General features: G+C 52.8%; 14 protein-coding genes and 5 pseudogenes. 11 read left to right on the top strand and 8 right to left on the bottom strand.

Features of this window, described 5'->3' with window-relative positions:
- The first annotated feature begins 449 nt into the window (after positions 1 to 449).
- The 4 genes from PR017_RS28545 (at position 450) to PR017_RS22225 (ending at position 3,701) form a co-directional block, all read left to right on the top strand.
- Entirely contained in the window at positions 450 to 749 is a 300-nt protein-coding gene (locus PR017_RS28545) for a RolB family protein (RefSeq protein WP_111221722.1), read from the top strand.
- 87 nt (positions 750 to 836) lie between these two features.
- Positions 837 to 2,390 (top strand): IS21 family transposase, encoded by a 1,554-nt coding sequence (gene istA, locus PR017_RS22235; protein WP_111221723.1) that lies wholly within the window; start codon positions 837 to 839, stop codon positions 2,388 to 2,390.
- 11 nt (positions 2,391 to 2,401) lie between these two features.
- Positions 2,402 to 3,178, top strand: a complete 777-nt coding sequence (istB, locus tag PR017_RS22230) for an IS21-like element helper ATPase IstB (protein ID WP_111221724.1) — start codon at positions 2,402 to 2,404, stop codon at positions 3,176 to 3,178.
- Between the two features lie 115 nt (positions 3,179 to 3,293).
- Complete coding sequence (locus PR017_RS22225) at positions 3,294 to 3,701, top strand: RolB family protein (protein WP_111221725.1); 408 nt, start codon at positions 3,294 to 3,296, stop codon at positions 3,699 to 3,701.
- A gap of 499 nt (positions 3,702 to 4,200) precedes the next feature.
- On the opposite strand, the gene ipt is transcribed toward PR017_RS22225, so the two are convergent.
- Both ipt and PR017_RS22215 read right to left on the bottom strand, forming a co-directional pair.
- Positions 4,201 to 4,920: an adenylate dimethylallyltransferase Ipt gene (gene ipt, locus PR017_RS22220; RefSeq protein ID WP_111221726.1), complete on the bottom strand. Its 720-nt coding sequence runs from the start codon at positions 4,918 to 4,920 to the stop codon at positions 4,201 to 4,203.
- Between the two features lie 702 nt (positions 4,921 to 5,622).
- Entirely contained in the window at positions 5,623 to 7,890 is a 2,268-nt protein-coding gene (locus PR017_RS22215; protein ID WP_111221727.1) for an FAD-dependent oxidoreductase, read from the bottom strand.
- Positions 7,891 to 8,229: 339 nt separating this feature from the next.
- On the opposite strand from PR017_RS22215, the gene iaaH reads away from it, so the two are divergent.
- Positions 8,230 to 9,633 carry an indoleacetamide hydrolase gene (gene iaaH / locus PR017_RS22210; RefSeq protein WP_045231698.1) on the top strand — a complete coding sequence of 468 codons (1,404 nt, stop codon included), beginning with the start codon at positions 8,230 to 8,232 and terminating at the stop codon, positions 9,631 to 9,633.
- 509 nt (positions 9,634 to 10,142) lie between these two features.
- Here iaaH and PR017_RS22205 read toward each other — a convergent pair.
- The gene (locus tag PR017_RS22205) at positions 10,143 to 10,826 is read right to left on the bottom strand and encodes a RolB family protein (protein ID WP_161959374.1); all 684 of its coding nucleotides are present in this window, start codon (positions 10,824 to 10,826) and stop codon (positions 10,143 to 10,145) included.
- A 607-nt stretch (positions 10,827 to 11,433) separates the two neighbouring features.
- Here PR017_RS22205 and PR017_RS22200 point away from each other — a divergent pair.
- The 4 genes and pseudogenes from PR017_RS22200 to PR017_RS22185 form a co-directional block, all read left to right on the top strand.
- Complete coding sequence (locus PR017_RS22200) at positions 11,434 to 12,678, top strand: glycerophosphodiester phosphodiesterase family protein (protein ID WP_111221730.1); 1,245 nt, start codon at positions 11,434 to 11,436, stop codon at positions 12,676 to 12,678.
- A gap of 247 nt (positions 12,679 to 12,925) precedes the next feature.
- Positions 12,926 to 13,260: pseudogene (locus tag PR017_RS22195) on the top strand (transposase); the annotation flags it as partial.
- Positions 13,261 to 16,074: 2,814 nt separating this feature from the next.
- A pseudogene (locus tag PR017_RS22190) lies at positions 16,075 to 16,828 on the top strand (Mu transposase domain-containing protein); the annotation flags it as partial.
- Positions 16,829 to 16,842: 14 nt separating this feature from the next.
- Positions 16,843 to 17,343: pseudogene (locus PR017_RS22185) on the top strand (ATP-binding protein); the annotation flags it as partial.
- A gap of 91 nt (positions 17,344 to 17,434) precedes the next feature.
- Here PR017_RS22185 and PR017_RS22180 read toward each other — a convergent pair.
- From PR017_RS22180 to PR017_RS22170, 3 genes are read right to left on the bottom strand one after another with little or no spacing between them, the layout of a single operon-like run.
- Positions 17,435 to 18,466: a tyrosine-type recombinase/integrase gene (locus tag PR017_RS22180; RefSeq protein ID WP_111223097.1), complete on the bottom strand. Its 1,032-nt coding sequence runs from the start codon at positions 18,464 to 18,466 to the stop codon at positions 17,435 to 17,437.
- Positions 18,463 to 19,440, bottom strand: a complete 978-nt coding sequence (locus PR017_RS22175; protein WP_111223096.1) for a tyrosine-type recombinase/integrase — start codon at positions 19,438 to 19,440, stop codon at positions 18,463 to 18,465. Before PR017_RS22175 ends, PR017_RS22180 begins: the two co-directional genes overlap by 4 nt.
- 11 nt (positions 19,441 to 19,451) lie before the next feature.
- The gene (locus PR017_RS22170; RefSeq protein WP_111223095.1) at positions 19,452 to 20,660 is read right to left on the bottom strand and encodes a tyrosine-type recombinase/integrase; all 1,209 of its coding nucleotides are present in this window, start codon (positions 20,658 to 20,660) and stop codon (positions 19,452 to 19,454) included.
- Positions 20,661 to 20,820: 160 nt separating this feature from the next.
- On the opposite strand from PR017_RS22170, the pseudogene PR017_RS22165 reads away from it, so the two are divergent.
- Positions 20,821 to 21,084 (top strand): annotated as a pseudogene (locus PR017_RS22165) (ATP-binding protein); the annotation flags it as partial.
- 266 nt (positions 21,085 to 21,350) lie between these two features.
- Positions 21,351 to 21,527 (top strand): annotated as a pseudogene (locus PR017_RS22160) (tyrosine-type recombinase/integrase); the annotation flags it as partial.
- Here PR017_RS22160 and PR017_RS22155 read toward each other — a convergent pair.
- Together PR017_RS22155 and PR017_RS22150 are read right to left on the bottom strand one after the other, a co-directional pair.
- Positions 21,527 to 23,491 (bottom strand): virA/G regulated protein, encoded by a 1,965-nt coding sequence (locus PR017_RS22155; protein ID WP_111219099.1) that lies wholly within the window; start codon positions 23,489 to 23,491, stop codon positions 21,527 to 21,529. The pseudogene PR017_RS22160 and the gene PR017_RS22155 overlap by 1 nt on opposite strands.
- Before the next feature lie 12 nt (positions 23,492 to 23,503).
- Complete coding sequence (locus PR017_RS22150; protein WP_240538951.1) at positions 23,504 to 25,111, bottom strand: VirE2 family protein; 1,608 nt, start codon at positions 25,109 to 25,111, stop codon at positions 23,504 to 23,506.
- Positions 25,112 to 25,113: the final 2 nt, after the last annotated feature.

Here is a 25,113-nt window from a genome sequence, read left to right as displayed (position 1 = left end):
ATTGTATTCCATTTCCAACTTGTAATTGAGAAGTAGAAACTTGCCTCAGACGGAACAGATATCTTCTCTGAAATCTGAAATTTGCACCAAGCGCTCTTTAAAAAAGACAAAAATTCGTGCCGACGGTGGCCCACCGAAGAAAAAGTTGGGGCGTAAATGTCAAAAAGCAGTTCGGCGCAGAATTGCCACATTCTGCGATCTAATTACCCAATCCACGACTTTTGGGACAAAAAAGACAAAAAATATGACACATTTAGCGAAAAATGCTCCTGATTGGAGAAATATTTCCACATGCGGCGACTGTTGCGCGCTGATTGCCTGACGAGGCTACCAAGTGCACTCACGAAAATGCTATCGAGTCGGCCACAATCGCTTGCCCATTCACTATAAGAACACGAACCATCACTCCATTTCTGTCACAGCCCCTCGGCAAATCGGCAATATACGAAATGACGGTTCCTACTTGGCAGGTTCGCGATCTTAGACGCATCCTACGAGTTAGTGAGTTGAGGCAACACTTGCGCCAGGCTCGTACCGATTTCAGATCCACCCTGTCACAATTCGTATACTTTAACCGCTCCGTTGTTAACCCAAATGCGTACGATGACGAGTATCTCCTTTCAGACCAGAGGCTCACCTATGTTTACGTCGATGAAGTAACAGCGTGCGGGTTTCACAAAGTCCCGGACAAAGATTTCAGTAAGTCGCGGACACCGAATTCAGAAAGTTCGGGACAGCAAATTCAGTAAGTCGCGGACAGAAGGGACAGCGGATTTAGATCGAATCTCGTGAGCGCCGATCTGGCAATTTGTTCTCGTGTTTTAAGCGAGGATCTAATGCCTAGACGGAAGCAAGCGAGACATACTGATGTGAAAGACATTCGATCGATACTGCGGCTGACGTTCGAGCAGGAATTGTCGATACGCGCCGTTTCTGAGCGGCTGAAGATGAGCAAGACGTCGGTCTCAACGTATCTGCTGCGGGCGCGGGAGGCGGGGCTTGCAGCATGGCCACTTCCACCCGGTCTGGATGATGACGAGCTCCTGGAGCAGCGACTATTCCGGCGGATGGGGCGACCTCCTCGAGACAGCGAGGAACCGAACTGGCCGAAAGTGGCCAGCGAGTTGAAACGCAAAGGCGTGACGCTCAACCTGCTATGGCAGGAATACCGGGAGGTCCATCCGGATGGATACGGCTACACCTGGTTCTGCTGCCGATTTGCTGATTATGAGAGCCGCGCCAAACCCACCTATCGCAGTCGTCATGTGGCTGGTGTCGCGATGGAATGCGACTATGCCGGCCATACGATCCCGATCATCGATCCGTCTTCTGGCGAGATCCGGGCAGCACAGATTTATGTGGCCGTGCTGAGTGCATCGCAATTGGTGTTCTCCTATGCCAGCTTCAGTCAGAAGCTGCCGGATTGGATCGAGGCGAACCAGCGAGCCTTCAGTTACTTCGGTGGGGTGACGAAGACGACGATCTGCGACAACCTCAAATCCGCGATTGCCAAGGCTCTCTGGTTCGAACCGACGTTGAACGCGACATTTGCTGCCTTCGCCGAACACTACGATACGACCGTATTGCCAGCACGGCCGCGGCGTCCTCGGGATAAACCATCCGCGGAGGGATCGGTTTTAATCGTCGAGAGGTGGGTTCTGGCCAGACTTCGAAACGACCGTTTCTTCAGCCTTGTCGATCTCAATATCCGCATCAGCGCTCTGATCGAGGACCTTAACACCCGTACGATGCGTCGGTATGGAAAATCCCGGCGAGCCCTGTTCGATGAGGTCGAGCGCTCCCAGCTCAAGCCACTGCCGCCAACGCCGTTTGAATACGCGGAATGGAAGGTCGCCAAGGTTCATCCCGATTACCATGTCGACGTCGACAAGACGTTCTATTCCGTGCCGCACGGTCTGATCGGCAGGAAGGTCGATATCAGGCTGACGTATCGAGCGGTCGAGATCTTCTTTGACCACAAGCGGGTCGCCAGCCACATCCGAAGCTCCCAGCGTTCCGGCCATATCACTGTCAATGAGCATATGCCGAAAGCTCACCAGCGCTATGCAAACACGACGCCTCACACGTTGCGCAAGGAAGCGGCGAAGGTTGGGGCCAATACTGCGATATTTATCGAGCGTCTGCTTAGCGATCGGCCGCACCCGGAGCAAGGCTACAGATCCGCTCAGGGCATTCTCTCCCTGGCGCGTCGTTACGAAACCGATCGGCTGGAATTGGCCTGTGAGCGTGCGTTGGTCATCAATGCGCTGACCTATTCGTCTGTCGCCAACATTCTCAGATCTGGTCTCGATCAGGCTCCTGCCGCAAGCGAGACCGTGAAGCCGGCACCGCCGCACGGCAATATCCGCGGCAAAACCTACTACCAATGAAAGGACATCTAATGCTGACACATCCAACACTGGACCAGATGAGTGCGCTTGGTCTTGCCGGAATGGCAACCGCCTATCGCGAACTTATCGAGCAAGTTCATGGAAATGATCTTAGCTTTGACGAACGGCTTGGCCTGATGCTCGACCGCGAGATCGCACTACGAACCGACCGACGGCTGACCAATCGGCTCGCCACAGCAAAGCTTCGATTTGCCAATGCCTCGATCGAAGACATCGATTTTAGATCTCACCGCGGCCTTGATCGTCGCAATGTCTTGTCCTTGGCGCAGGGCGCATGGCTGAAGGCAAACGAGAACCTGATCCTGACAGGCCAAACGGGCACTGGAAAAACTTGGATCGCCTGCGCCTTTGCGAGACAGGCGGCCCGCCTCGACTACTCTGTCCTCTACGTTCGTATGCCGCGGCTCTTCGAGGATCTCGCACTTGCCAGGCTCGATGGACGCTTTCCGCGCCTCATCGACAAGCTGGCACGTGTTCAGTTGCTGGTGTTGGATGACTGGGGAACCCATACCCTGAATGACCGACAGCGCCTCGATTTGCTCGAAATCTTCGAGGAGCGATATCGAAGGAAATCGACCCTGATCACAGCTCAGCTTCCGGTGGCCGCCTGGCACGAAATGATTGGAGAAGCCACTTTGGCCGATGCGATTTTGGATCGCATTGTTCACAACGCCCACCGCATCACTCTCGAAGGCGACAGCATGCGCAAACGAAAAACGCCGACGCTCTTGACCGGCGACGAAATAACCGAACACAATCACGCGTAACAGCAACAAGGCAACCGGGATTCGATCGCATCCGTTGTCCGCGACTTAGCGAAACGCTTGTCCGCGACTTGCTGAAACCGCTGTCCCGATTTAGCGAAATCCGCAAACAGCGCAATTGTGTGGTCTCAATCGCCTATTACCGTCCAACTCTCCGGCCTTCGGGACAGTAGCTACCGCAATGCCCCCATGGCTATTGGATCCACAAGAAATGAACGCAATCTTGCAACAGAGTTGCGGTCAAGGAGGCTTCGTTAATTACCACCACGGTCCGAGTACAAACAGCTTTTTTTTGGCGATCCTGATGAGCCAGTTGTTCATACGGATCAGGACTGATGTAATCCGCGGTCAAGGTTATGGTTGGTACGCCAGGCTAGGTAATTATGTTGAGGAAGGAGAGGATAACGAAGGTATCGAAAACGAGGAAGAGGAAGAGGAAGAGGAAGAGGAAACGAGAGAGTTCCAATTATCCGATCTCATTCATTATCCCATTGTCGCATTGGGATCGTGCCATCTCACACGTTAGGTGTCGCGGTTACCAGAAAACTTGATCTATCAACGCGTGCTTTGAATCTTGTTATTTTTCATGTTTCTAATATCATCCAGTACCGAAATAAAATTCGTCATTTTCGTCTCTCGCAATGCAATTAATATGGTCTAAATACAGCAATTGTGGCCCAAACACATATTATTATTACTATTATTAGTCGTGCGTAATTTTATTTATGAAACGTCTCGTTTCAAAACTATGAAAATACAATACAAAATGAAACACGCCCATGAAAAATAAAACATCTACAAATACCAATCGAACATTCCATAATATACTTAATCGTATTTTATTATGCAAAGATAGATCTATCTTTGGCATTGCGTAGCGGCGATGCTGCAGGCGAGCATAGCTGAGATACTCCTGGGCTATACCTTCCACCAACTCGTCCTGCGATTTTTGTCTTCATCGGATAGGGCTGTTCGTCGTTGGCAATCGCAAACATAGCGAATCCCCAGGGCGCCAGGAGATCCTATTACATTCCGAACGGATGACCCTCGAATCCTTCGAAAGCGACTGCGTTAATTGAAGGGAATTCCTGTTCCTGTCGGCGCGCATGGATGAGATACTCCTGAGCGATCCCATGAACCAACTTATCCTCCATGTCTGCGCCAAGCTGCAATAGCATATCGGGTGTGATCTGGTTTTGGCTAGCAAACAACATGGCGTATCGATACCCATCAATCCCTTCCAGTATGGGCCTCAGCTGAGGCTGATTCCAAAGATGAACCAACTCTTCGATGATAGAAAGGCCTGCAGCGGGGTGCAACATCTGCTTAACTCTGGCCTTGGCCGCTTTCATGAAGGTCTCCTCGTCTGCTAACTTGTGGCGAATAATACGCCAACGAAAATCGTTGCTCCAATAACTGCTCTGCACCATGCACTTGAGCAACGAGATAGATCCTCCCTCAAGAATAAGCCCACCGTGAGCCTCTATATTATAAACCTCCGCGATCAGCCTCTCGTGAGCTTGCTTGGCTGAGATGATACCCTTCACAAGAGGCTGTTCATCAAGGTATAGACGGGTCGTGCCCTTCAGTTCTTCCACTGTTGGTCGTCCGCTTCCGGTTGACAGTTGAGGACAGCATTGGACCCGGTCGAGAGAAAGGACTGGCTGCCCGGTTTGCTGGGCAAGAGCTATCGCGGTCGATGTCTTTCCTGTACAAGTTGGACCGAAAATTAGACGGAGATCCATAAGTGTTTTGCGATATCTTGAATACAAATTGATATTTTTTGGGTTCGAGAAGTGTATCATCACAGGCTGTTATATTGTCTTCCTCGAGATTCCTTATTGAAGAGCAAATGGCTTTAGCGTCTCTCCAAAGGGCAACTTGTTTTTCAACAAAGTGTGGGGCACGGCTGTTTCCTTGAAAGCAATTTGTCACCAACGAAGGCGCCTTTAAGTCAAAATAAGGCTGACTAAATCAGCACTATAGAGGCAGCTATTCATGCCACTTGAGGACGTTTTTCCGCGCTTTACTGCCACTTGTCTGCGCTGATTATCATCATTGCTGGCGAGAGAGTGAAATCGTTTGTAATAGTTGATTAGGTGAGACGTCAAAATAAGGGCGACTATTTCATATTTGACTTAAATATGTCCATATTGTTAGGCACATGTGATAGCAATTCCTTAACAACGGTGTCTATTATTTACTTCTTGCAGTCGTTGTCATTGTGACAAAATCAAAGATATTCTACCGTTGGAATAATATTACCATTCAATAAACGCGACAGTTGATATTTTAACTATACCTCAACATATTACTGCGCACCTCAACATAATGGAGGTTAATAGAATTACAGAAATTTTATTTACACCATCATATTCGTTGTTAAACATCAAGATTCATTAATAGCAATTTATAAAACGTGCAATACTTGTAACAGGATACGCAGATTAATTTCTATTGCGGTAGTTATATCTCCTCCAAGAGTGTTCGAGAGGATTGTCCTTTGCTAAAACACCTCCACAATTGTGGATAATTGCACAGACGGCATTACACGCGGTCTGAATAGCGCCCTCCACCCATCCACCGGTAAAGGAACAACTGCAACCCGCCAAGTAAACTCCAGTATCATTAGTCATGTCCAGCGCTTGAAAGAAAAGTTCTTCAGAATAAAAATCCTCGCCACGCCGGTTGAGTTTGAAAGCTCCGCCGGCATTCTCGTCTGTAAGCCAATCATGTTGAACAACATTTTGGTCGTAATCAGCGCAAGCGGGAACTAAATGCCGGGCAAACGCCGGGAACGATTTCGAAATTGCGTCCCGTAGCAGACATAATCGCTCTTTTTTGTCGGGGATCGCCAATAGCTTGTGGGAGTCGTCCTCCCATGTATAACTGATGAGCACCACACCTTTACCGTTCGGATCCTGCGGCTCATAGTCCAGACAATACACTGCCTTTGCGACCCCGTCCATGAGGACACAGGACGGGAGCATATGGTCAAACCAAAATTTACGTTCAGTCAGCAGGAACAATTTTGAAGAGCCCGTCATGTGGCTGTTATCAACGGCTTGGTTCACTGGTGCACGAAAAATGGTGGTATCGGATGTCAGACGATGCCTGAGTTGGATATTTGCGAGTCCAGATGTAACCACCACCTTATCATAAAGTTCAGATATCCCGCTCTTAAGCCTTATCTTTATTTTTGTCTTTTCCTTCTCAACCGCCCTGACTTGAACATGGCGTATACGCTGGCTTACAGACACGCCATTAACCACTTGAGAGGCGATCCGACGTGGAAGTTCTGAGATTCCTTCAGAGCACATACGCTGATTTTCTTCATATCCGTTTATGACCAAGCGAAGGATCTCAATAAACCCGCTTTCAAAAACTGGACCAAACCCGCCAGATCCTATTCCCATTAGCTTGAATAGGTCCCAATCATGAGGGAAACTCCATGTTTCACCACCGGGAGGATGCGTGCCCAGAAAGATCCTCTCTATCGCTGAAGAGAACGACTCCCTCCCGAAACGGTTCAGCCAAATTTGCCAGGCGTCATGAGCCCGCCTAATGTCCCCTAATTTCAAGGCCTCAGTGATAGCATCAGGCGAAGCCAACACAATATCTCCCTCAAGGAAACCGTCCTTCAAGAACGCATGCCACCCGCTATAAACGCGATGGAACAACTTCGGTGGCTGCTGCCCGGCTTTCCACATGTATCGGCAACCCTCGTAGACCAAGTCAGTGTCGACTGTGCCGGGATTTGGGAACGGCCTCATCGAAGACAGACCGTACCGCTCGAGGAAGAAAAACAAGCACGATGCAGCAGGAGGAAATCGCATCGCCCCCATTTCGGCCACGACGCTCGGAGCGTCCTTGAAAGCATGTGACCAAAGCTTGCCTCCAACCCGATCACCTGCTTCATATATTGTAACATCGTCTACGCCAGCATGAAGCAGTTCGCTTGCCACCACGAGCCCGGAAATGCCAGCCCCAATGACCGCTACTTTTGGCCTGGGAACATCTTCTGGAAAGAAGCCGATCCGCCCACTATCTGAACATTTGTCGAGAAACAATCTGTAGTCGTAGAGCAAGTCGATCGTTGGAAAGGACCCTGCCGAAGCCTTCAGCATCAGGTTTCGACCATAAGCTACCATGTCAAATGGTACTGCCTCTTCAATGATTACGGTAAACCCGGTAACGCTTTTCAACGAGCCTTCTTCGTACGGCGCCATTTGCAGGGTTCGGGAGCGGGCAGTCTCAGAGATTGAAATGGCCACGAAATGACTAAGGTCGCTGGGTGCACATCTTTTACCACTCAGCAAATTCATGGTTTGGAGAAGTTGAGCTCTGGAGATATCCATGCAAGATGGTGCAAGGTCGATGGCAACGAGACCACTCACTCTTGTTCGCACCGAAGCTTCTGGTTCGAGTATCCACCTCAGAATTTCCTCGCCAACATAGATGTAAGCGGAGAGGACTGCGACCCTCTGACCGGCTGAGATCTCCGGAAAGCGACCGTCGGCCAGCCTTTTGCAAGCTAACCCAGCGCGGCACTCGCCGGAAATTTGAGTAATTCTTCTTTCCCTCGAAGCTTCTCGTTCTGAGAAGGCTGCGGCAACGCGGCGGTCCAATTCATCAGCCTTGTCGACCATTATCAGATCCACAATTTTGGTAGAGAAATGATCGCATTGTTTATCAAAAAGAGATGAGGCTGACATTGCTAGGGAAGATTGGTCTTTGTGTAGATAACTAAAGACATCAACCGTTTCTATTTAAGTTGAAAATCGGGGAACATACTGTGCATTGACATCCCAATGGAAAGCGACAATTTTGGCGTTTTTCAATAGAATATTCACGCGGGTCCAACTCGCCGCTCAATCAGGTTGAATATTGATTGATACAATACTGTTTCCGTTTGAAAAAGTGCCCTTAATACCTCCAATAATTCGGATCATACGCCGTGATTGGGAAATTCCCTCCAATAATCGCGCAATTTGGGCCCAAGCGCGGTATATTTATTTGATCTGAAATGGGCTTAAAATCCCCAATCCAGAAAGATGGTGCCCATTACCTCGTTAGCACAAACCCTAGAACGCCTAAGACGGAAAGACTACTCATGCTTAGAACTAGTAGAAACTCTAATCGCGCGTTGTGAAGCTGCAAAAGCATTGAATGCCCTTCTGGCTACAGACTGGGATGGCTTGCGGCGAAGCGCCAAAAAAATTGATCGCCATGGAAACGCCGGAGTAGGTCTTTGCGGCATTCCACTCTGTTTTAAGGCGAACATCGCGACCGGCATATTTCCTACCAGCGCTGCTACGCCGGCACTGATAAACCACTTGCCAAAGATACCATCCCGCGTCGCAGAAAGACTTTTTTCAGCTGGAGCCCTGCCGGGTGCTTCGGGAAACATGCATGAGTTATCGTTTGGAATTACGAGCAACAACTATGCCACCGGGGCGGTGCGGAACCCGTGGAATCCAGGTCTGATACCAGGAGGCTCAAGCGGTGGTGTGGCTGCTGCGGTGGCAAGCCGATTGATGTTGGGCGGCATAGGCACCGATACCGGTGCATCTGTTCGCCTACCCGCAGCCCTGTGTGGCGTAGTAGGATTTCGACCGACACTTGGTCGATATCCGGGAGATCGGATAATACCGGTTAGTCCGACCCGAGACACCGCCGGAATCATAGCGCAGTGCGTAGCCGATGTTGTAATTCTCGACCAGGTGATATCCCGAAGGCCGGCGAGAATTCCGCCCGTGCCACTGAAGGGGCTTCGGATCGGCCTCCCCACTACCTACTTTTACGGTGACCTTGATGCTGATGTGGCCTTGGCAGCTGAAACGACGATTCGCTTGCTAGCCAACAGAGGCGTAACCTTCGTTGAAGCCAATATTCCCCACCTGGAGGATCTGAACAACGGGGCCAGCTTGCCAATTGCACTTTATGAATTTCCACACGCTCTAAAACAGTATCTCGACGAGTTTGTGGGAACAGTTTCTTTTTCTGACGTTATCAAAGAAATTCGTAGTCCCGATGTAGCGGACATTGTCAACGCACAAATTGAGGGACATCAAATTTCCAACGCTGAATATGAACTGGCGCGTCACTCCTTCAGGCCAAGGCTCCAAGCCGCTTATCGCAACTACTTCAGACTCTATCGGTTAGATGCAATTCTCTTCCCAACTGCACCCTTGGCGGCCAAAGCCATAGGTCAGGATTCCTCAGTCATCCACAATGGCTCAATGGTGAACACTTTCAAGATCTACGTGCGAAACGTGGATCCAAGCAGCAACGCAGGCCTACCTGGGTTGAGCCTTCCTGTTGGCCTTACACCTGATCGCTTGCCTGTTGGAATGGAAATTGATGGATTAGCGGGTTCAGACCACCGTCTGTTAGCAATCGGGGCAGCATTAGAAAAAGCCATAAATTTTCGTTCTTTCTCAGATGTGCCGAACTAGCTGTTTACCACGCCAATTATTGTCTAATAAATCTGCGCTTCATTTATAATTATTCTTGAAATTCATAGAATACTCAGCGCGTCTGTGTCGCCACCAAGATCGAAACATCTGCTTGATATAATAAAAATCGATATATAAAATTTTTAGTTAATCCTTCTCAAAGCTTAGAATAAGCATTATCTTATAATTCAGTGGTAAATTAGATTCTAAAGCAAAAATAAAATTAGCAATTTACATAGGCTACACCTTTAATTTGCTTTGATTGATAGAACGGCTCAAACGTTATACTGCGACTCGAGACCTAAATATTAATCAGATACATCTATGGTAAATAATTTATTATTCATAAAGCACACAACGATACGACATCGGTAATTAAAGTACATATTGGAAATACACTGATTATCTGCATGCAGGCTACATCATCTTATTATCATTACATAGACTTGACACATTTCGTTACGATCGGACACTGTTGCTTCATTCCCGCTCACACACAGATGTGCGTATTAGACCAAGCGCTTCAACAAGGAGGTGAGAGCCATTGTCCACCCCGCCTTGGGTGCCTTTTTCAGCCCGTTATCCTGAAAGAGAGCTTTGCCGACCGCGACTATTTCAACACAGAAAGGGTCAGCCCGGGATGGCGCCAGGAAGGTATCGCCGCCGATCTTCACGTGCGAGAAACTTGTGTTCTGAAGCGAAGTATTCGGAAGGAAAGCAATATAAGCATCCAAGTCATTTTTTTCATTGTTTGTAATTTGACAGACCTCGTTCTGCCACCACCTCATAGTTTCTTTTGTTAATCCTTGGGCATAGGGTGGAACGGTGGAGATGACCACGCCTTTGCCGGAAAAGCCCTCATAAAATCGCTCGCATGCATACCTTCGCATTTCTCGAAACGAACAATAAACGTACATTAGAGAATCTTTTAGTATAATATTCAGGGGCATACCTACCGGCCCTGGCAAGCAAGCAACACTGCGGAAGCGCTTGACCACTTCGTCTGCAGCTGGATCAATCGGTACATTAGTATCAATGATAAAATCTATCCAAGAGCGTTGAGCAGGAATTAGATTCGTTTCTGTAAAACTGAGATAATTTTCCCTTGTAGCAAGTAGGACGATTTCAAGTTCACTCCGGTCTTGTATATGCGAGCTGTCGATAACGTTGAATATCGGCCGACTGTGATCCATATCGAACAAGAGAGTTCTTTTTGAATGTCAATCAGCCTAAGTTGATTATTATACGTGCGTGAGTACCCTTAATATTGGCTACCCGATAGCATAAATCACGGGATAGCGGTTTGAATCAATTGAGACGGCCCCGAAGTATTTCGTTTTTTAGCTCATTAAATTTATGTTGATGGACGATTTTTCAAGAGTAGGGCCCACATTTCGGTGAGACCGCCGGCAACGGCGCGATGTGAGGCCAGCAGTTTGAATATTTTGCGCAATTAGTCGTATAGGGGGGGACAAATTGACGCCGAAAATAAGACACTGACTGATTAGGCGGGCAGTGATTCCAGCTAGGTTAATGAGCCCCACTACATTATTAGCTAAAACTGTCAGCCTTTATCCATCATTTAAATACATATCTTGCCATTATTTTTATACGTCGCACCGAACTTTTCGCTTGTCACTTTTAGATCGAGATCGCAGCAATTCCAATCTTGCTCCCGGCTATTGGCTTTAGTTCGCAGATGGCTATGAATGTAAGAATGCTTTGTTGTTTTCTCATCAAAAAGCGTCCTGACGTCCCGTTTTTTTTGCGCAGGTGCTTTGTCAGCGTAAGCCACACAAGGTGGACGAAACCGCTTGGCCGGCTTGGACGCTTCATTGGGATCTTCCAGAAAACGTCACTCCCCCTGAGGTTCTCGCACGCCATTCTGTCCCAAAGCTTCTAGAGCGGCTCGAGGAGAACCTGCCCTTACAGGTCATTGAGCATAGAGGAATGTTCAATTTAGGGAACCGCATTCAAGAATGCACCGCGAGCTCATTGTTAGCCGCGCTGGGGCAAGGTGGACGCAATCTGAGCGAGTTGGACGTCTGTTTAACTTCAGATAATGTACCTATCGTTTCTCATGATCTTAACACTTGGCGAGTGTCTGAAAAATTGGGAGATAATCTTTTCAATGAAATTCACTCATCAGACATCAAGGACGTGCCTGTTATTATTCGAGAGGTGTCCAATGGGGTAATACAAGATAGGTATCTTGAAACCATTGATCATATTCCTTTGTTAGACGAAATATTGGGGAAGGTATTTTCGGCTAATCCAGATGCCACCATTTTCCTAGACGGCAGGAACTACGAAGCTCACGTGATTGTGGCTTGGCTTAGCCACCGACCGGAATACCATCAAAGAGTTGTTGTACTTTTCTACACATTTGAATACCCACACGGTAGTGCCTTTGTCGACGCAGTTTTAAAAGCCCAGCCCGCATCTGATTGGAGGAAATCAATCGCTTTGATGCCCGCTCTTTTTCCTGAAGAACTTTGCCGTCTGGCCCGTCTGCGTCAAGTTACTGAACCCACAGTCGATGATTTGTATTTGGCAGGCAAAACCTGGATTGATTCCTTGCTAATGCAAGACATGCGGATTGTGGCGGTACATGTTGTTTTCTCCAGGGTGACCAAAAACTTGTTGGGCCGAGTTGTCGTTGCAGATGTCCTGTTGGCTTTTGATTCAGATCAAGCCGCAGTTAGACTCGCGCATTACGTCAAGGAGGATACGATGATTAGAGCTAAACGCCCTCACTTGAAGTTTGCTGCGGTTACTAGATGCTATGACTTCGCAGCCTTTCTGGATTGTGGCGAGAGGGCTGAGTTCTCAATCGACATTAAAACAGGCAGGGCTCGACGTCATGAGACCGACGAGCGGAAATACATACGGTGGAGAAAAGGAACACCAGGAAATTCGGCAACAATTGCGGACTGGGTAATCTCAGATCGATCTGAAGATGAAATGGCTATCTGGGAATGGCGAAATCAGGGCATCGATCGTGAAGTTTCTCATCTAAGCCCCCATCTGGATGTTAATGTGTGAATGCCGAAATAAAAGCGTCGGTATTAAAGTAATATATTTATTACTTTTTCAATATCAATGTAATTCGATGCAACTTCTCATTAGTTAATGTGTATTTTGCTGTTATAATAATGTAATTTCCTATCTTATGGCAATAAAATAAGCGTATTAAATTCTTGTTATTCCGTTTCTGCACTTACTGTAATGGCTCCATAAATCCTCGGACACGATCTCCCAATTTTTTAGTGTGAGCAGTAATGTGACTATTATGACTAGTCGCAATCCGAAGATAGAAGTCCTGTCCGGCCCTGAGCGCCGCCGTCACTGGTCGACAGCGGAAAAGCTGGCGATAGTCCAGGAGACGTACCGACGTACGAGTCTGATGTCACGGTGAGCATCGTTGCTCGACGCCATGGCATTCAGCCGAACCAGTCATTCGCCTGGCGCAGGCTTGCAGCGCAGGGCGCGCTAACTGTCACCGCATCGCTTAAAGAGGTTGTACGTCAGAACCACGTGAAAGAGCTGCAGCGCCTCCTCGGCAAGAGGCAAGAAGACGGAGGCAAATCCTCAAGGAAGCTCGAGATAGCATCAGCGTCAAAAAAGTATGGGTTGCCCGTCCGCAAGTGGTCAAATAAAAAGGCTGATCTGCACCAACTTATCCAGTATCAAGGCACGCCTTGCCAAGATGGAGCTTCGCGCGTCCTGATCCTCATTGTCGGCATGCGTGGTTCTAAGCGGAGGTTTATGGGCGAAAGTTGAGAGTGACAGGATCGGAAACCCCGTTAAAAACCACGTGCCTCGAGCATGTCTGTCCGATATAAACCGAATCCCCGCACGAACAATAATGGCCGGCATCTAAGCGGTGCACGTCAACAGGCCGGACGCACCACGGAACTCAACCGCATGCTCATGACCGAAGAAGAAATCACCCGCATTCCGAGAGGTGTCCGCAACGGTTTTTATGGGGCAGTTCCATTTACCAACATATTCATTGATGATCAGTGTGTAGTTCCCGGACTGTCATGGATACATTTACAATTCGATATATCCTGCCGCCGCCGCCGCCGCCGCCGCCGCTTTAGGTCCGGTGAAGCTTCCTTGCAGATCCCGCCGCCGCCGCCGCCGCTTTAGGTCCGGTGAAGCTTCCTTGCAGATCCCGCCGCCGCCGCCGCCGCTTTAGGTCCGGTGAAGCTTCCTTGCAGATCCCGCCGCCGCCGCCGCCGCTTTAGGTCCGGTGAAGCTTCCTTGCAGATCCCGCCGCCGCCGCCGCCGCTTTAGGTCCGGTGAAGCTTCCTTGCAGATCCCGCCGCCGCCGCCGCCGCTTTAGGTCCGGTGAAGCTTCCTTGCAGATCCCGCCGCCGCCGCCGCCGCTTTAGGTCCGGTGAAGCTTCCTTGCAGATCCCGCCGCCGCCGCCGCCGCTTTAGGTCCGGTGAAGCTTCCTTGCAGATCCCGCCGCCGCCGCCGCTTTAGGTCCGGTGAAGCTTCCTTGCAGATCCCGCCGCCGCCGCCGCTTTAGGTCCGGTGAAGCTTCCTTGCAGATCCCGCCGCCGCCGCCGCTTTAGGTCCGGTGAAGCTTCCTTGCAGATCCCGCCGCCGCCGCCGCTTTAGGTCCGGTGAAGCTTCCTTGCAGATCCCGCCGCCGCCGCCGCTTTAGGTCCGGTGAAGCTTCCTTGCAGATCCCGCCGCCGCCGCCGCTTTAGGTCCGGTGAAGCTTCCTTGCAGATCCCGCCGCCGCCGCCGCTTTAGGTCCGGTGAAGCTTCCTTGCAGATCCCGCCGCCGCCGCCGCTTTAGGTCCGGTGAAGCTTCCTTGCAGATCCCGCCGCCGCCGCCGCTTTAGGTCCGGTGAAGCTTCCTTGCAGATCCCGCCGCCGCCGCCGCTTTAGGTCCGGTGAAGCTTCCTTGCAGATCCCGCCGCCGCCGCCGCTTTAGGTCCGGTGAAGCTTCCTTGCAGATCCCGCCGCCGCCGCCGCTTTAGGTCCGGTGAAGCTTCCTTGCAGATCCCGCCGCCGCCGCCGCTTTAGGTCCGGTGAAGCTTCCTTGCAGATCCCGCCGCCGCCGCCGCTTTAGGTCCGGTGAAGCTTCCTTGCAGATCCCGCCGCCGCCGCCGCTTTAGGTCCGGTGAAGCTTCCTTGCAGATCCCGCCGCCGCCGCCGCTTTAGGTCCGGTGAAGCTTCCTTGCAGATCCCGCCGCCGCCGCCGCTTTAGGTCCGGTGAAGCTTCCTTGCAGATCCCGCCGCCGCCGCCGCTTTAGGTCCGGTGAAGCTTCCTTGCAGATCCCGCCGCCGCCGCCGCTTTAGGTCCGGTGAAGCTTCCTTGCAGATCCCGCCGCCGCCGCCGCTTTAGGTCCGGTGAAGCTTCCTTGCAGATCCCGCCGCCGCCGCCGCTTTAGGTCCGGTGAAGCTTCCTTGCAGATCCCGCCGCCGCCGCCGCTTTAGGTCCGGTGAAGCTTCCTTGCAGATCCCGCCGCCGCCGCCGCTTTAGGTCCGGTGAAGCTTCCTTGCAGATCCCGCCGCCGCCGCCGCTTTAGGTCCGGTGAAGCTTCCTTGCAGATCCCGCCGCCGCCGCCGCTTTAGGTCCGGTGAAGCTTCCTTGCAGATCCCGCCGCCGCCGCCGCTTTAGGTCCGGTGAAGCTTCCTTGCAGATCCCGCCGCCGCCGCCGCTTTAGGTCCGGTGAAGCTTCCTTGCAGATCCCGCCGCCGCCGCCGCTTTAGGTCCGGTGAAGCTTCCTTGCAGATCCCGCCGCCGCCGCCGCTTTAGGTCCGGTGAAGCTTCCTTGCAGATCCCGCCGCCGCCGCCGCTTTAGGTCCGGTGAAGCTTCCTTGCAGATCCCGCCGCCGCCGCCGCTTTAGGTCCGGTGAAGCTTCCTTGCAGATCCCGCCGCCGCCGCCGCTTTAGGTCCGGTGAAGCTTCCTTGCAGATCCCGCCGCCGCCGCCGCTTTAGGTCCGGTGAAGCTTCCTTGCAGATCCCGCCGCCGCCGCCGCTTTAGGTCCGGTGAAGCTTCCTTGCAGATCCCGCCGCCGCCGCCGCTTTAGGTCCGGTGAAGCTTCCTTGCAGATCCCGAGGCAAAGACCGCGCCGCCCGTTGGCGTCTGGCGCACGACGGGCGGCGCAAGCACAGCTAACGCCATCTGAAGACCTTCACTGGCATTCTGCGGGCGGACGCCTATGGCGTTTTGTTGCGGCCAGCCATATGTAGCGGTGGTCGGAGAAAGGTTCGTTTCCCCGGCTTGCACCCCAACATAAACTTCAACTCCACGACCGCGCTAGAGAGCCTTCAGGAAGGCCATTAGGGACGGTAGCGCACGCTGGGAGACCGTGGTTTGTTGTTCAGAGATGTCGACCCGAGCCAGCGCCTTGGCCTTCATTTCCATATCGACTTCGGCGTAAACATGCGTCGTGTCCAGAGACACATGGCCACCCGCAGACCTTTCTCGGTGACTACCGCGGCATATTGGTGACCGATGGCTACACCGCATGGCGCAACCCACGTCGGATGCATGGCCCATTCACGGCGGCGCTTCAACAATCACGTCATGCGCCGGTTTAGCGTCAGTCGTCGGAACCTCTTTGAGGCGGTCGAACGGGCAGCACTTGCTGGTCTGCCCACCGAGCACTACGAGTTCGCAGAATCGCGTTTGGCACGGGTGTCGACGGATTATCACGTCGAATTCCAGAACTTTTTCTATTCCGTCCCGCACAGCCTCATCCGGAGCCAAGTCGATATCCGGGCCACCGCACGAATGATCGAGATCTTCCATCGCGGCAAACGCGTTGCGGTGCATCAGCGCCGCTATGGTGGCCCGCGTTACGGAACAGATCCCGCGCATATGCCGAGTTCGCACCGCCGCTATGCCGAATGGACGCCGGAACGCTTCCGGCGATGGGGCGCGTCCATCGGGCCGCAGACCGAAGGGCTTATCATCGCCATTCTCACCAGCCGACCGCATCCGGAACAGGGCTTTAGAACGTGCCTGGGGATTCTGCGCCTCTATCGCGATATCGGTCATGACCGCGCCGAGGCCGTTTCAGCACGCGCTGTCGAGATCGGCGGCTTGAACTGCAAGACCATCGCCTCGCTCATCGCCACCTACAAAGGCAAAAAACCTTCCACCGAACCTGACGCCGTTGTGGAACACGCCAACTTGCGCGGTCCCGGTTACTTTCATTGAGGAGACATTCCATCATGCTGACCAATCCCACCATCGACATGCTGCGCGATCTCGGCCTTTCCGGCATGGCAAGCGCCTATCAAGAACTCGACACGCAGCCGGAAGTCAGGCACCTCGAGCACGGAGAGTGGCTCGCGCTTCTTCTTGAGCGAGAGACCACCGCACGCCGCCAGAAGCGCTTCGAGGCAAGGGCTCGGGCCGCAAACCTCCGCCATGATGCCCAGCTTGAGAACATCGACTTTCGCGCCACCCGTGGCCTCGATCGCAATCTCTTCCTGAAGCTCGCCGGATGCGACTGGATCCGGCAGCGCCATAGCATACTGATGATCGGACCTGCGGGCGTCGGCAAGAGCTGGTTGTCTTGCGCTCTTGGGCACAAGGCATGCCGCGAGGACTTCGCTGTCGCCTATCATAGGCTTCCGAGGCTCTTCGCGACCCTGGCTTTGGCGCGTGCTGACGGCCGATATCCAAAGGTTTTAAAGGCTTTGGCGAGAACCGACCTGCTCATTCTTGATTAATGTGCACTGCGCAGAGATGTGGAGTTGATACCGCATGAGCCCGCAACTGCGCACCTTTCCGACGATACCACTCCACATAACTGAGCTGCTATAAGCGGCGCAGCCAGCCTAACATCCCGCCATCATAAGCAATGATCGTCTGATTTTTTGTAGATGACATCACGTCCGGAAAGACCTGTTCGAGCGCTTGCCGCTTCATATCGATATCGGCTCGCGCGTAGCGCATCGTTACGTTCAGGCCCGAGTGGCCGAGCCACTGGCTGATGGTGGCAATGTCAACGCCCGCCTTGAGAAGGTGGATGGCCGTTGTGTGCCGCAGCGAGTGGGGATGGATGCTTTTTTCGGCCAGAGTGGACTCTTCCCGCGCGGCCATATCAACATATTTGCGCAGCAAGTATCGAACACCGAACCGGGTCAGCGGTGTGCCGCGGTCGTTGAGAAAGACTCGTTGCTCGGCGGGATTATCCGAGGGCGGATGCTGCGTGTTGATCAATTCCTGAAGAAGCTGGGCCGTGTTTCGCCAGATCGGGCAGAGGCGAACCTTGTTGCCTTTGCCATGCAGGCGCACCTGGCAGGGCGATACCAGACGAAGGTCACAAATGCGAAGGTTCAGAATTTCCTGAACTCGTGCACCCGTATTGAACATCAGCGAGAACAGTGCGTAATCCCGCCGTCCTGAAGGCGTGCGGCGGTCGATACACGCCAGGACGCTCTTGATTTCTGGCTCTTCGAGATATTCGACAGGTGCCACCCGCGCGCCCCTTTTGAAGGGAAGTGTCAACACCATTTGCAGGTTATCCATATGTTCGGGATGCTCTGAGATCAGGAACCGCGCAAAGGTATGCATCGCCGCCAGCCTTGCATTGCGGGTCGCAATGCTGTTGCCACGCTCGACCTCAAGCGACGTGAGAAAGCTACCGATCCTGTCGGCATTGATGTCGGAGACGTCGATGCTTTCGACGGATCCCTTGGTCTCTGCAGCTGCAAATCGCAGGAACAGGACCATCGTGTCGCGATAGCTCCGGATCGTATGATGGCTCATGCCGCGGAGAGCGGGAAGATATTCTTGAAAGAAGCGTGCCATGCTTCGTCCCAATGCCGTGGATTGATGCTTCTTCATGCCACGACCTCGCTGACGAGACCGCCGAAAGCCTCTTCAAAGCGGTCGCTGGCGATCGCCCTCAGCTTCGGAAGGAAGTGCAGATAACATGCCGTCGACGCGATGCTAACGTGACCCATGTAGAGAGCCAGCTTCGGCAAATTCGATTGCACATCGGCGCCGTCCAGATACCAACGGATGAGCGCCCCGACTGCAAAGCTGTGACGCAGATCGTGAATGCGGGGCCGTCGGCCCTCGCTATCCTCAACATTTGCGGCCTTGAACAGGGCATGGATTCCGCCACTGATCCCAGTGCCAGTATAGGAACGAAGACCGCCTTCCGTGTTGATAAGAAGTGGCGTGTCGGGATCCCTGCTGAACGGCGGGGCGAGACGTTTTCGAAGGTAGCTACACAATTCGGTATGTGCGTCGGGCGACAGCGGCAATATTCTTGATTTGTGGAACTTGGACTCCCGAACCCGTAACACTCCACTTTCAGGCTCACAGTCTGCCAGCGTAAGGCGCAACAATTCGCCGCGACGCATCCCGGTCGTGTACAGCAGAATGACGGCCATCCTATAAACCGCAGGCCGCAGCGGCGATCCAGAAGCGACGGGCATATTGTTAGCGGCGGTCAGCATTCTGGCTATTTGCCCGGGCTCCACAATAACGGGACGCCGGTACGGCCGGGGCCGCGCGAAGTACAAGGGATCGGGGACAAAGCAGCCCGGCTCCTTGCGCCGCCGATAAAGGCAGAACATGCGGACAACGCGTTGGCGATAACGCAAGGTATTGCTTGCCAGATGAGGGAATGCGGCACACCATCGATCAAAGCTTGCACGGTCAAGATCCTGTCCCGGGGTGCGGCTGATAAATTCACGCAAGGTCACTAGAACCCTTTCCTCCGGGTAATAGCGGCGGCCAAGAGCACGCTGATGGGCAAGCCATGCCACAATCGGCTGATCGAGGGGTGTCGGAGAGATGGTTGTGAACATTGCCATTCTCCTCAATGAGCAGCAGTGCCAGGTACTGGCAGAGCCACCGTACGCAGCATGTCCGTCTCGATGCGAAGATAAACACAAGTGCTCTCAAGGCTGTGGTGCCCGAGCAGGTCACCGATCGTTTTTACCCCGACGCCTCGGCCTAGCAATCGCATGGCAAACGAATGTCGCAATGCATATGATGAGACACCATCGAGCGGTAGGCCGCTTTGCCGTGCCCGTTTAGTGAAGATGTCGCATATCCCCCAGCTCGTCAGGGCTCCCACAGGACTACGCGCTTTCGGGAACAGGACGTCCGTCACCGTACCGCAGGGACGCCCTTCGGCAAGATATCTGTCGAGGATTTCAAGGGTCTGGTCAGCCAAAGGAAGAACCAGGGTGGAACGAGTCTTGCGCTGTTCTACGCGCAGAGTACGTCCCTTCCAATTGACCGCGTCTAGCGTCAGCGCTGCAATCTCAGAAGGCCGCAGACCGTAATAGGCCATGAGGTGGAGGATCGCATGGTCACGTCGGCCGAGATAATCAGTCCTGGCGACCGAGGCCAGCAATTTTTCGATCACCTCCCAACCAAGGGCACGAGGCGGCAATTCTCCACGATAGGTTCTGGGCGTATCGATGCGCTCAAGCCCTCGCGCAGTCTCACCACGATCGCCGCAAAAGCGCAAAAAAGCGCGCAGATGGGCGACTTTATGCTGGAGCGTTTGGCGCAGCACTCTGCGGCTCAAGGTATGGATGAAGTTTTCGACGTGCTCTGATGTCAGTGCGGAAAGGTCCTGTGCTGGTCCAGCCGACAAGGACAGAAAAACCTCGATCGTTGCCAGATGCTGGCCAATCGTCGCTGGTGCTAACCCCCTTACGTCTCGAAGATATTCTCGATATCGTAGCAGCAAGTGCTCCAGAGGCCCTTTCGGCTTTGTTTCTTCAAGCCGTCTTTCTGCCTCTAGGAAGCGGCGATATGCCCGCTCAGTGGAAGCGTCGCGCAGAGCGCCAGGAACGAGGGCTAACGCTTCTTCCAATTCGGCTTCGCGTATAAACTGGCCACACTCAAGGGCCGCTGTGGCCTCGAGGATGCGCTTCAATCGGCGGACATGACGGCGTGCCGCAGCACCAGGGAGATACCCTACTGCGAGCAACCACCGGGCAAACAATTCAAGCTCCGCGCCGAAGCGCGAATATTGGTAATGGCAAGACTTCGGGAATAAAACCTTTAGCATGGCGCTCTCCTGTTGGGTTTGGGGAGCGGTCAATCTAGGCGGACGATGATTCAGTTATGTGGAGTGGTATCGTTGGAATGGTGCGCAGTTGCGGGCTCATGCGGTATCAACTCCACATCTCTGCGCAGTGCACGTTAGTCGAGTAATGTTGTGCTACACATTACTTGATGATTGGGGGCCGGAGAAGCTCAATGACGAGCAAAGACGCGACCTCTTGGAGATCGTCGAGGACAGATATGAGAAGCGATCCACTATCGTCACCAGCCAGGTGCCCGTCGAACACTGGTACGACATGATCGGCAATCCAACCATCGCCGATGCCGTCCTGGACCGTCTCGTGCACAATGCATACCGCATCGAGTTGTCCGGCGAGAGCATGCGAAAGCAACGTTCCGTCACCGCCGCTGAAACAACCCAGGCATGACGGCGCGACAATCAGGATCCATTCACTGCCAAGACCCAGAGCTCAGCTTGAGATGACCGGCTTCGCGCCGGAATCGTGGCCGGAATGAATTCGGAATGGGTGGCCGGCTTCGCGTCAGAATAGGTGGCCGGCATCATCGGAATACGCAGTCGACAGGACCGCGGGAAAGAAGCGGGGCCGCAGACCTCCGCCGGAAGATCTTCAACGCGAGCGGGTCGAATATGACCTTCCTGAGGATCAGAAGGCTTGTCCATGCTGCAACGGGCAAACGCATCGCATGGGTGACTACCTGCTATGCCGCCGGTCTACGCATTTCGGAAGCAGTGCACCTGAAGACGACTGACATCGACAGCCAGAGAATGGTCGGCCGGAGCGAACAGGGCAAAGGCCAAAAGGACCGCTATGTGATGCTGTCGCCCAAGCTCCTGGAGATCCTGCGCGATTAGAGTGAAAAACTTCGTGACGCCGAGCGTTCTCGGCTCCGCGAATTTTCGGGAGTGTTGGACTCCGGTGGTTCGACCGTATGCGGAGAAACAGGCAGCGGCATACTAAGCAACTCATTCAGCAACGCTTCCTGTTCCGAACCTGACAGGTGGTCGACTCGCGAGGAAGATGCTGGTCCTAATCCTGGAAGGCGCGAAAAATTCGGTTCGCCGAACAATGATTGCGGATCGATGGAGCCGTTAGTCGAGCGATCCCGTGCCAAATGCCCCTCCGAATACCCGTAGACCATGCTCTCCGCCACAGAGCTTTCTGGCACGGACGTATCAGCGTTGTCGTTCCCAAGCCCGCGTCCGTTACGTGCTGGCAGAGTCGGGACTGGCACACTATGCAGGAAATTCAACAGATCCTGCTGTCCTGAATCTGACGCACGACTGTTCGGCGCTGAAGATACCGACTGGCCTTGAGAACCAACCTTGTTTGCCGGCTCCCGCACACCGGCCAACAGAGGAGGAGCCGGAACGTTTGATTCCGAATGAGTTGGTGAGAACAGATATTCCACAGGCTTGCTCAGGCTTTTTCCCGCCTGCACTCCGGTTTGATCATGGTGCGGGAGAATGTGCGCCGCTGGGCCACCGTCCAAGTTTGCCACTCTCGGTTGATGATTTGGGGCCGGGAAGTGCAGGTCCAGCGACGAGGATGGTTGAGAATTGGAGCGTCGGTCCAATCGCCGTGTAGACGGTGGTGCCTGTTCAACCGCATCAACTGGCCCACCTTTCCCACCCGCCACTTCTGCTTTCGCCCGACTGCCTAACTCGTTTTGAGCAAGGCCGGCCAGAACCAGCTGCGGCACTGCAGCTCCCTTTTGCGAAGATCTGGGAACTGCCTCACGCTCCTGCCAGGCCTGCTTATGGTGGACGGATTCCAAAGCGCGCAGTGTCTGAGCGCCGCTTTCTTGTTCACTTAGCCCCCGCAGCCTCCTTTGAACTGTCACGCCAAGTATCTTTTTCGAAACTTTTATCACGTGATCGCTCAGGTATGCGGCTTCACTCTTATAAATCTTGCCGAAGGTATGTTTAGTGCCTTTCAGTTCCCGTGTGACATCATCGTAGATCGCCGATCTCTTGTTGAAAAGCCGCCGATGGCTCAAGATATCCCGGCCCAGTTCATTGCCTTCCTTGTCCAGGAGAGACCGATAGGATTTGTTGAAAGCGCCACCAAGTTTTCGAATCCTCGTATGCGAGGTATTGCGATCTTCCGCTTTCGTTGAATTTTTGGAAAAACCGAGACGTTCGCGGCCGATAAGTTCAAGATTTCCCTTGTCGTCCCGCTCAAATGTTTCCCGTTTGGAACCTACTTGTCGGGTTAGTTTGCGATAAAGTCTATTCTCTGGTCCACCGCGATAAGGCGCAGTCATCTCTTCGGAAGTGGCCTGAAACAGCTGCCGGTTGAGCCTGCCTCGGTTGACATACCGTGTACGGATCAGGGTGTCGTTTTCGTCCCGCTCCCATTTTTCCTCAAAACGCCCGTCTCTATGTTTTACATGCTTGGTACGAAGAGTGCCGTCCTCACCGTATTGATGCCTGGTAACACTTGCCCACGTCTTCCTTTCGTGAAGACTCAAATAGAACTCTCCTGTCTCCAGGTTACGCTTCAAAACTTTCATGTTTTTTCTTAGTAGGCCGTGCTCGCGCGTTAATTCGCTTGCGTTGTCAACTCGCAGCCTTTTATTCCCGAGAAGTTTATAGCTGATTTCACCCCGAAAGCCGGCGCCTAATTTGTCGACGAGCCGAATATCCGCAGCGTATTTTTGCTTCTTCTGCGGAGCTTCGAACCGCCCACGCCGCTTCATTGCCTTCTCTTCAGTAAGCACCGCGTTGCGCATTTGCTCAACCAGGCGCTGAGTAGCGCGGCGCATATCGATCGTAAGGGATTTTGCGACCGTTTTCTTTGTGATGCTGACCATGACTAAGCTCTTTCAATCAGATGCTTGTGACGTGACAAGTCTCATTGCCGGCGCGGCAGTAGCAAAGTCACAGGCTGTTTTCAGTTTGGCCCCGCGGCCGACTTCGTAACTCCGACGGCTATCAATGATCGGTCGGGACGTGGGCTCTGGGCGGACAAAATCACGTGAATACTTATCGGCGGGACCGCCAAGCAGCGGGACAGCGTCCTCTGGCAGCTTCATCATAAGGCGCTTATATTCCGCAGCGCTCGTATAGGTGCCGGTCCGCTGGCTTTTTTCATTGCGATCCGCAATAAGCACATCTTTCTCCGTCAACTGCTGCACTTTGTCCGACGCGAGGTCTCGAATGTCGCGCAGATCTGCACCATTGGCAGCAATTACCGCTGCCTGCTCGGCAAACTGTTCAAACTTGACGGTATTCGCGTGGCTTTGCCGGCCCATCGAAACCGGCAATCCGACTTGGCTCATCAACTGAGTGAAGTGTTCGGGATCGGAATATTCCAGTCTGGGAGGTGTCATATAACGGTTTCCGTCGCGAGCAAGGACTTGAACGCGATCCCATAATTCTCCCTTTTTCAACGCTAGCGCCCAAGGCGAATTGGGTGCGTTCTGCATCAGGAAACCAATGCTAACCAAGCGATCGCGCGTCATCCCGCCGCTCCCGTCTGGCTGCCTTCCCATATTGACCGTCGCGAGCGGCAATTGTTTGTTGTGGGCTCGATTCTCTCCTGCAAACTCGGCAAAGCGTACATCCGCGCTGCCTTTTTCCCATGATTCCAAGTATTTTGAATCATGCATGATACCCGACTTCGATTTCAGCTTAATCTCGGTGTCGTTGCCAAATTTAGCTTTCATGGTGCGTTGGAATTCATCGAATGGTTTATTCGCAAAGTTGTCCCCCGCAAACCTGTGCATGAAATGGACATCGTTTTGCGGAGTCTTGATCAGAATGTCAGGGAGCAGTGATCCTGCCTGGAATTCGTGTTCATAGCGCTTTTGAACTTCTCTGCGACCATATTTCTTTGTTTGTATATACCGATCTTCTGGCTTCAATCGGTAGTTTTGATCAAGCTTTATATTTTTATCTGTCTGATAAAAAATATTGGTACCCGTGATACCCATCTCGGCGTGAGCGCGATTCCAAACTTCCAGCTTGTGCTGAAAACTCGATTTTGCATCCAGTTCCTGCGGAGCGGCAATCCTTTCAAATGCGAGCGGCGGCGGATAGTAGTTGCCTGCTCCGTCCCTGTAGAGACGGCAGCTCGCATTAAACTCCGCCTTGGTCGGTAGATGTTCGAGATTACCTTTAGTGACACCGGCAACCGCGTCACCTCCGGTTTGTCGGACAAGGATATACTCATCAGGCCGCCGATCATGTCCCGGCAATGCCATGTTCGCAAACAAGTTGGATAAATCATTGTGTGTGTCAGCTTGCGTAACGTGGAAGGTCGTCTCATGCAGACGGGACTCGTGGGTTTCTTGGCTACTCACCATCTCGAAATCGATGGTCGTCTCGGAATTGACCATCTTCTGCCGTTTGATGGAACCGTCATTGGCATTTTCCCTGTGCACGCCCATCACGACGCTGTTTTCATCACTGCCTTTGCTGTTCGGATTCATTA

The organism is Rhizobium tumorigenes, from assembly GCF_003240565.2.
GTDB lineage: Bacteria > Pseudomonadota > Alphaproteobacteria > Rhizobiales > Rhizobiaceae > Rhizobium > Rhizobium tumorigenes.
This window is presented reverse-complemented; position numbering and strand designations above follow the sequence as displayed.

Bases quoted from the DNA above. Each gene is read 5' to 3' on its own strand.
- istA (WP_111221723.1), top strand. From the start codon at position 837: ATGCCTAGACGGAAGCAAGCGAGACATACTGATGTGAAAGACATTCGA.
- ipt (WP_111221726.1), bottom strand. From the start codon at position 4,920: ATGGATCTCCGTCTAATTTTCGGTCCAACTTGTACAGGAAAGACATCG.
- PR017_RS22155 (WP_111219099.1), bottom strand. From the start codon at position 23,491: ATGGTCAGCATCACAAAGAAAACGGTCGCAAAATCCCTTACGATCGAT.
- istB (WP_111221724.1), top strand. From the start codon at position 2,402: ATGCTGACACATCCAACACTGGACCAGATGAGTGCGCTTGGTCTTGCC.
- PR017_RS22205 (WP_161959374.1), bottom strand. From the start codon at position 10,826: ATGGATCACAGTCGGCCGATATTCAACGTTATCGACAGCTCGCATATA.
- PR017_RS22175 (WP_111223096.1), bottom strand. From the start codon at position 19,440: ATGTTCACAACCATCTCTCCGACACCCCTCGATCAGCCGATTGTGGCA.
- PR017_RS22180 (WP_111223097.1), bottom strand. From the start codon at position 18,466: ATGAAGAAGCATCAATCCACGGCATTGGGACGAAGCATGGCACGCTTC.
- PR017_RS28545 (WP_111221722.1), top strand. From the start codon at position 450: ATGACGGTTCCTACTTGGCAGGTTCGCGATCTTAGACGCATCCTACGA.
- PR017_RS22215 (WP_111221727.1), bottom strand. From the start codon at position 7,890: ATGTCAGCCTCATCTCTTTTTGATAAACAATGCGATCATTTCTCTACC.
- PR017_RS22150 (WP_240538951.1), bottom strand. From the start codon at position 25,111: ATGAATCCGAACAGCAAAGGCAGTGATGAAAACAGCGTCGTGATGGGC.
- PR017_RS22170 (WP_111223095.1), bottom strand. From the start codon at position 20,660: ATGCTAAAGGTTTTATTCCCGAAGTCTTGCCATTACCAATATTCGCGC.
- iaaH (WP_045231698.1), top strand. From the start codon at position 8,230: ATGGTGCCCATTACCTCGTTAGCACAAACCCTAGAACGCCTAAGACGG.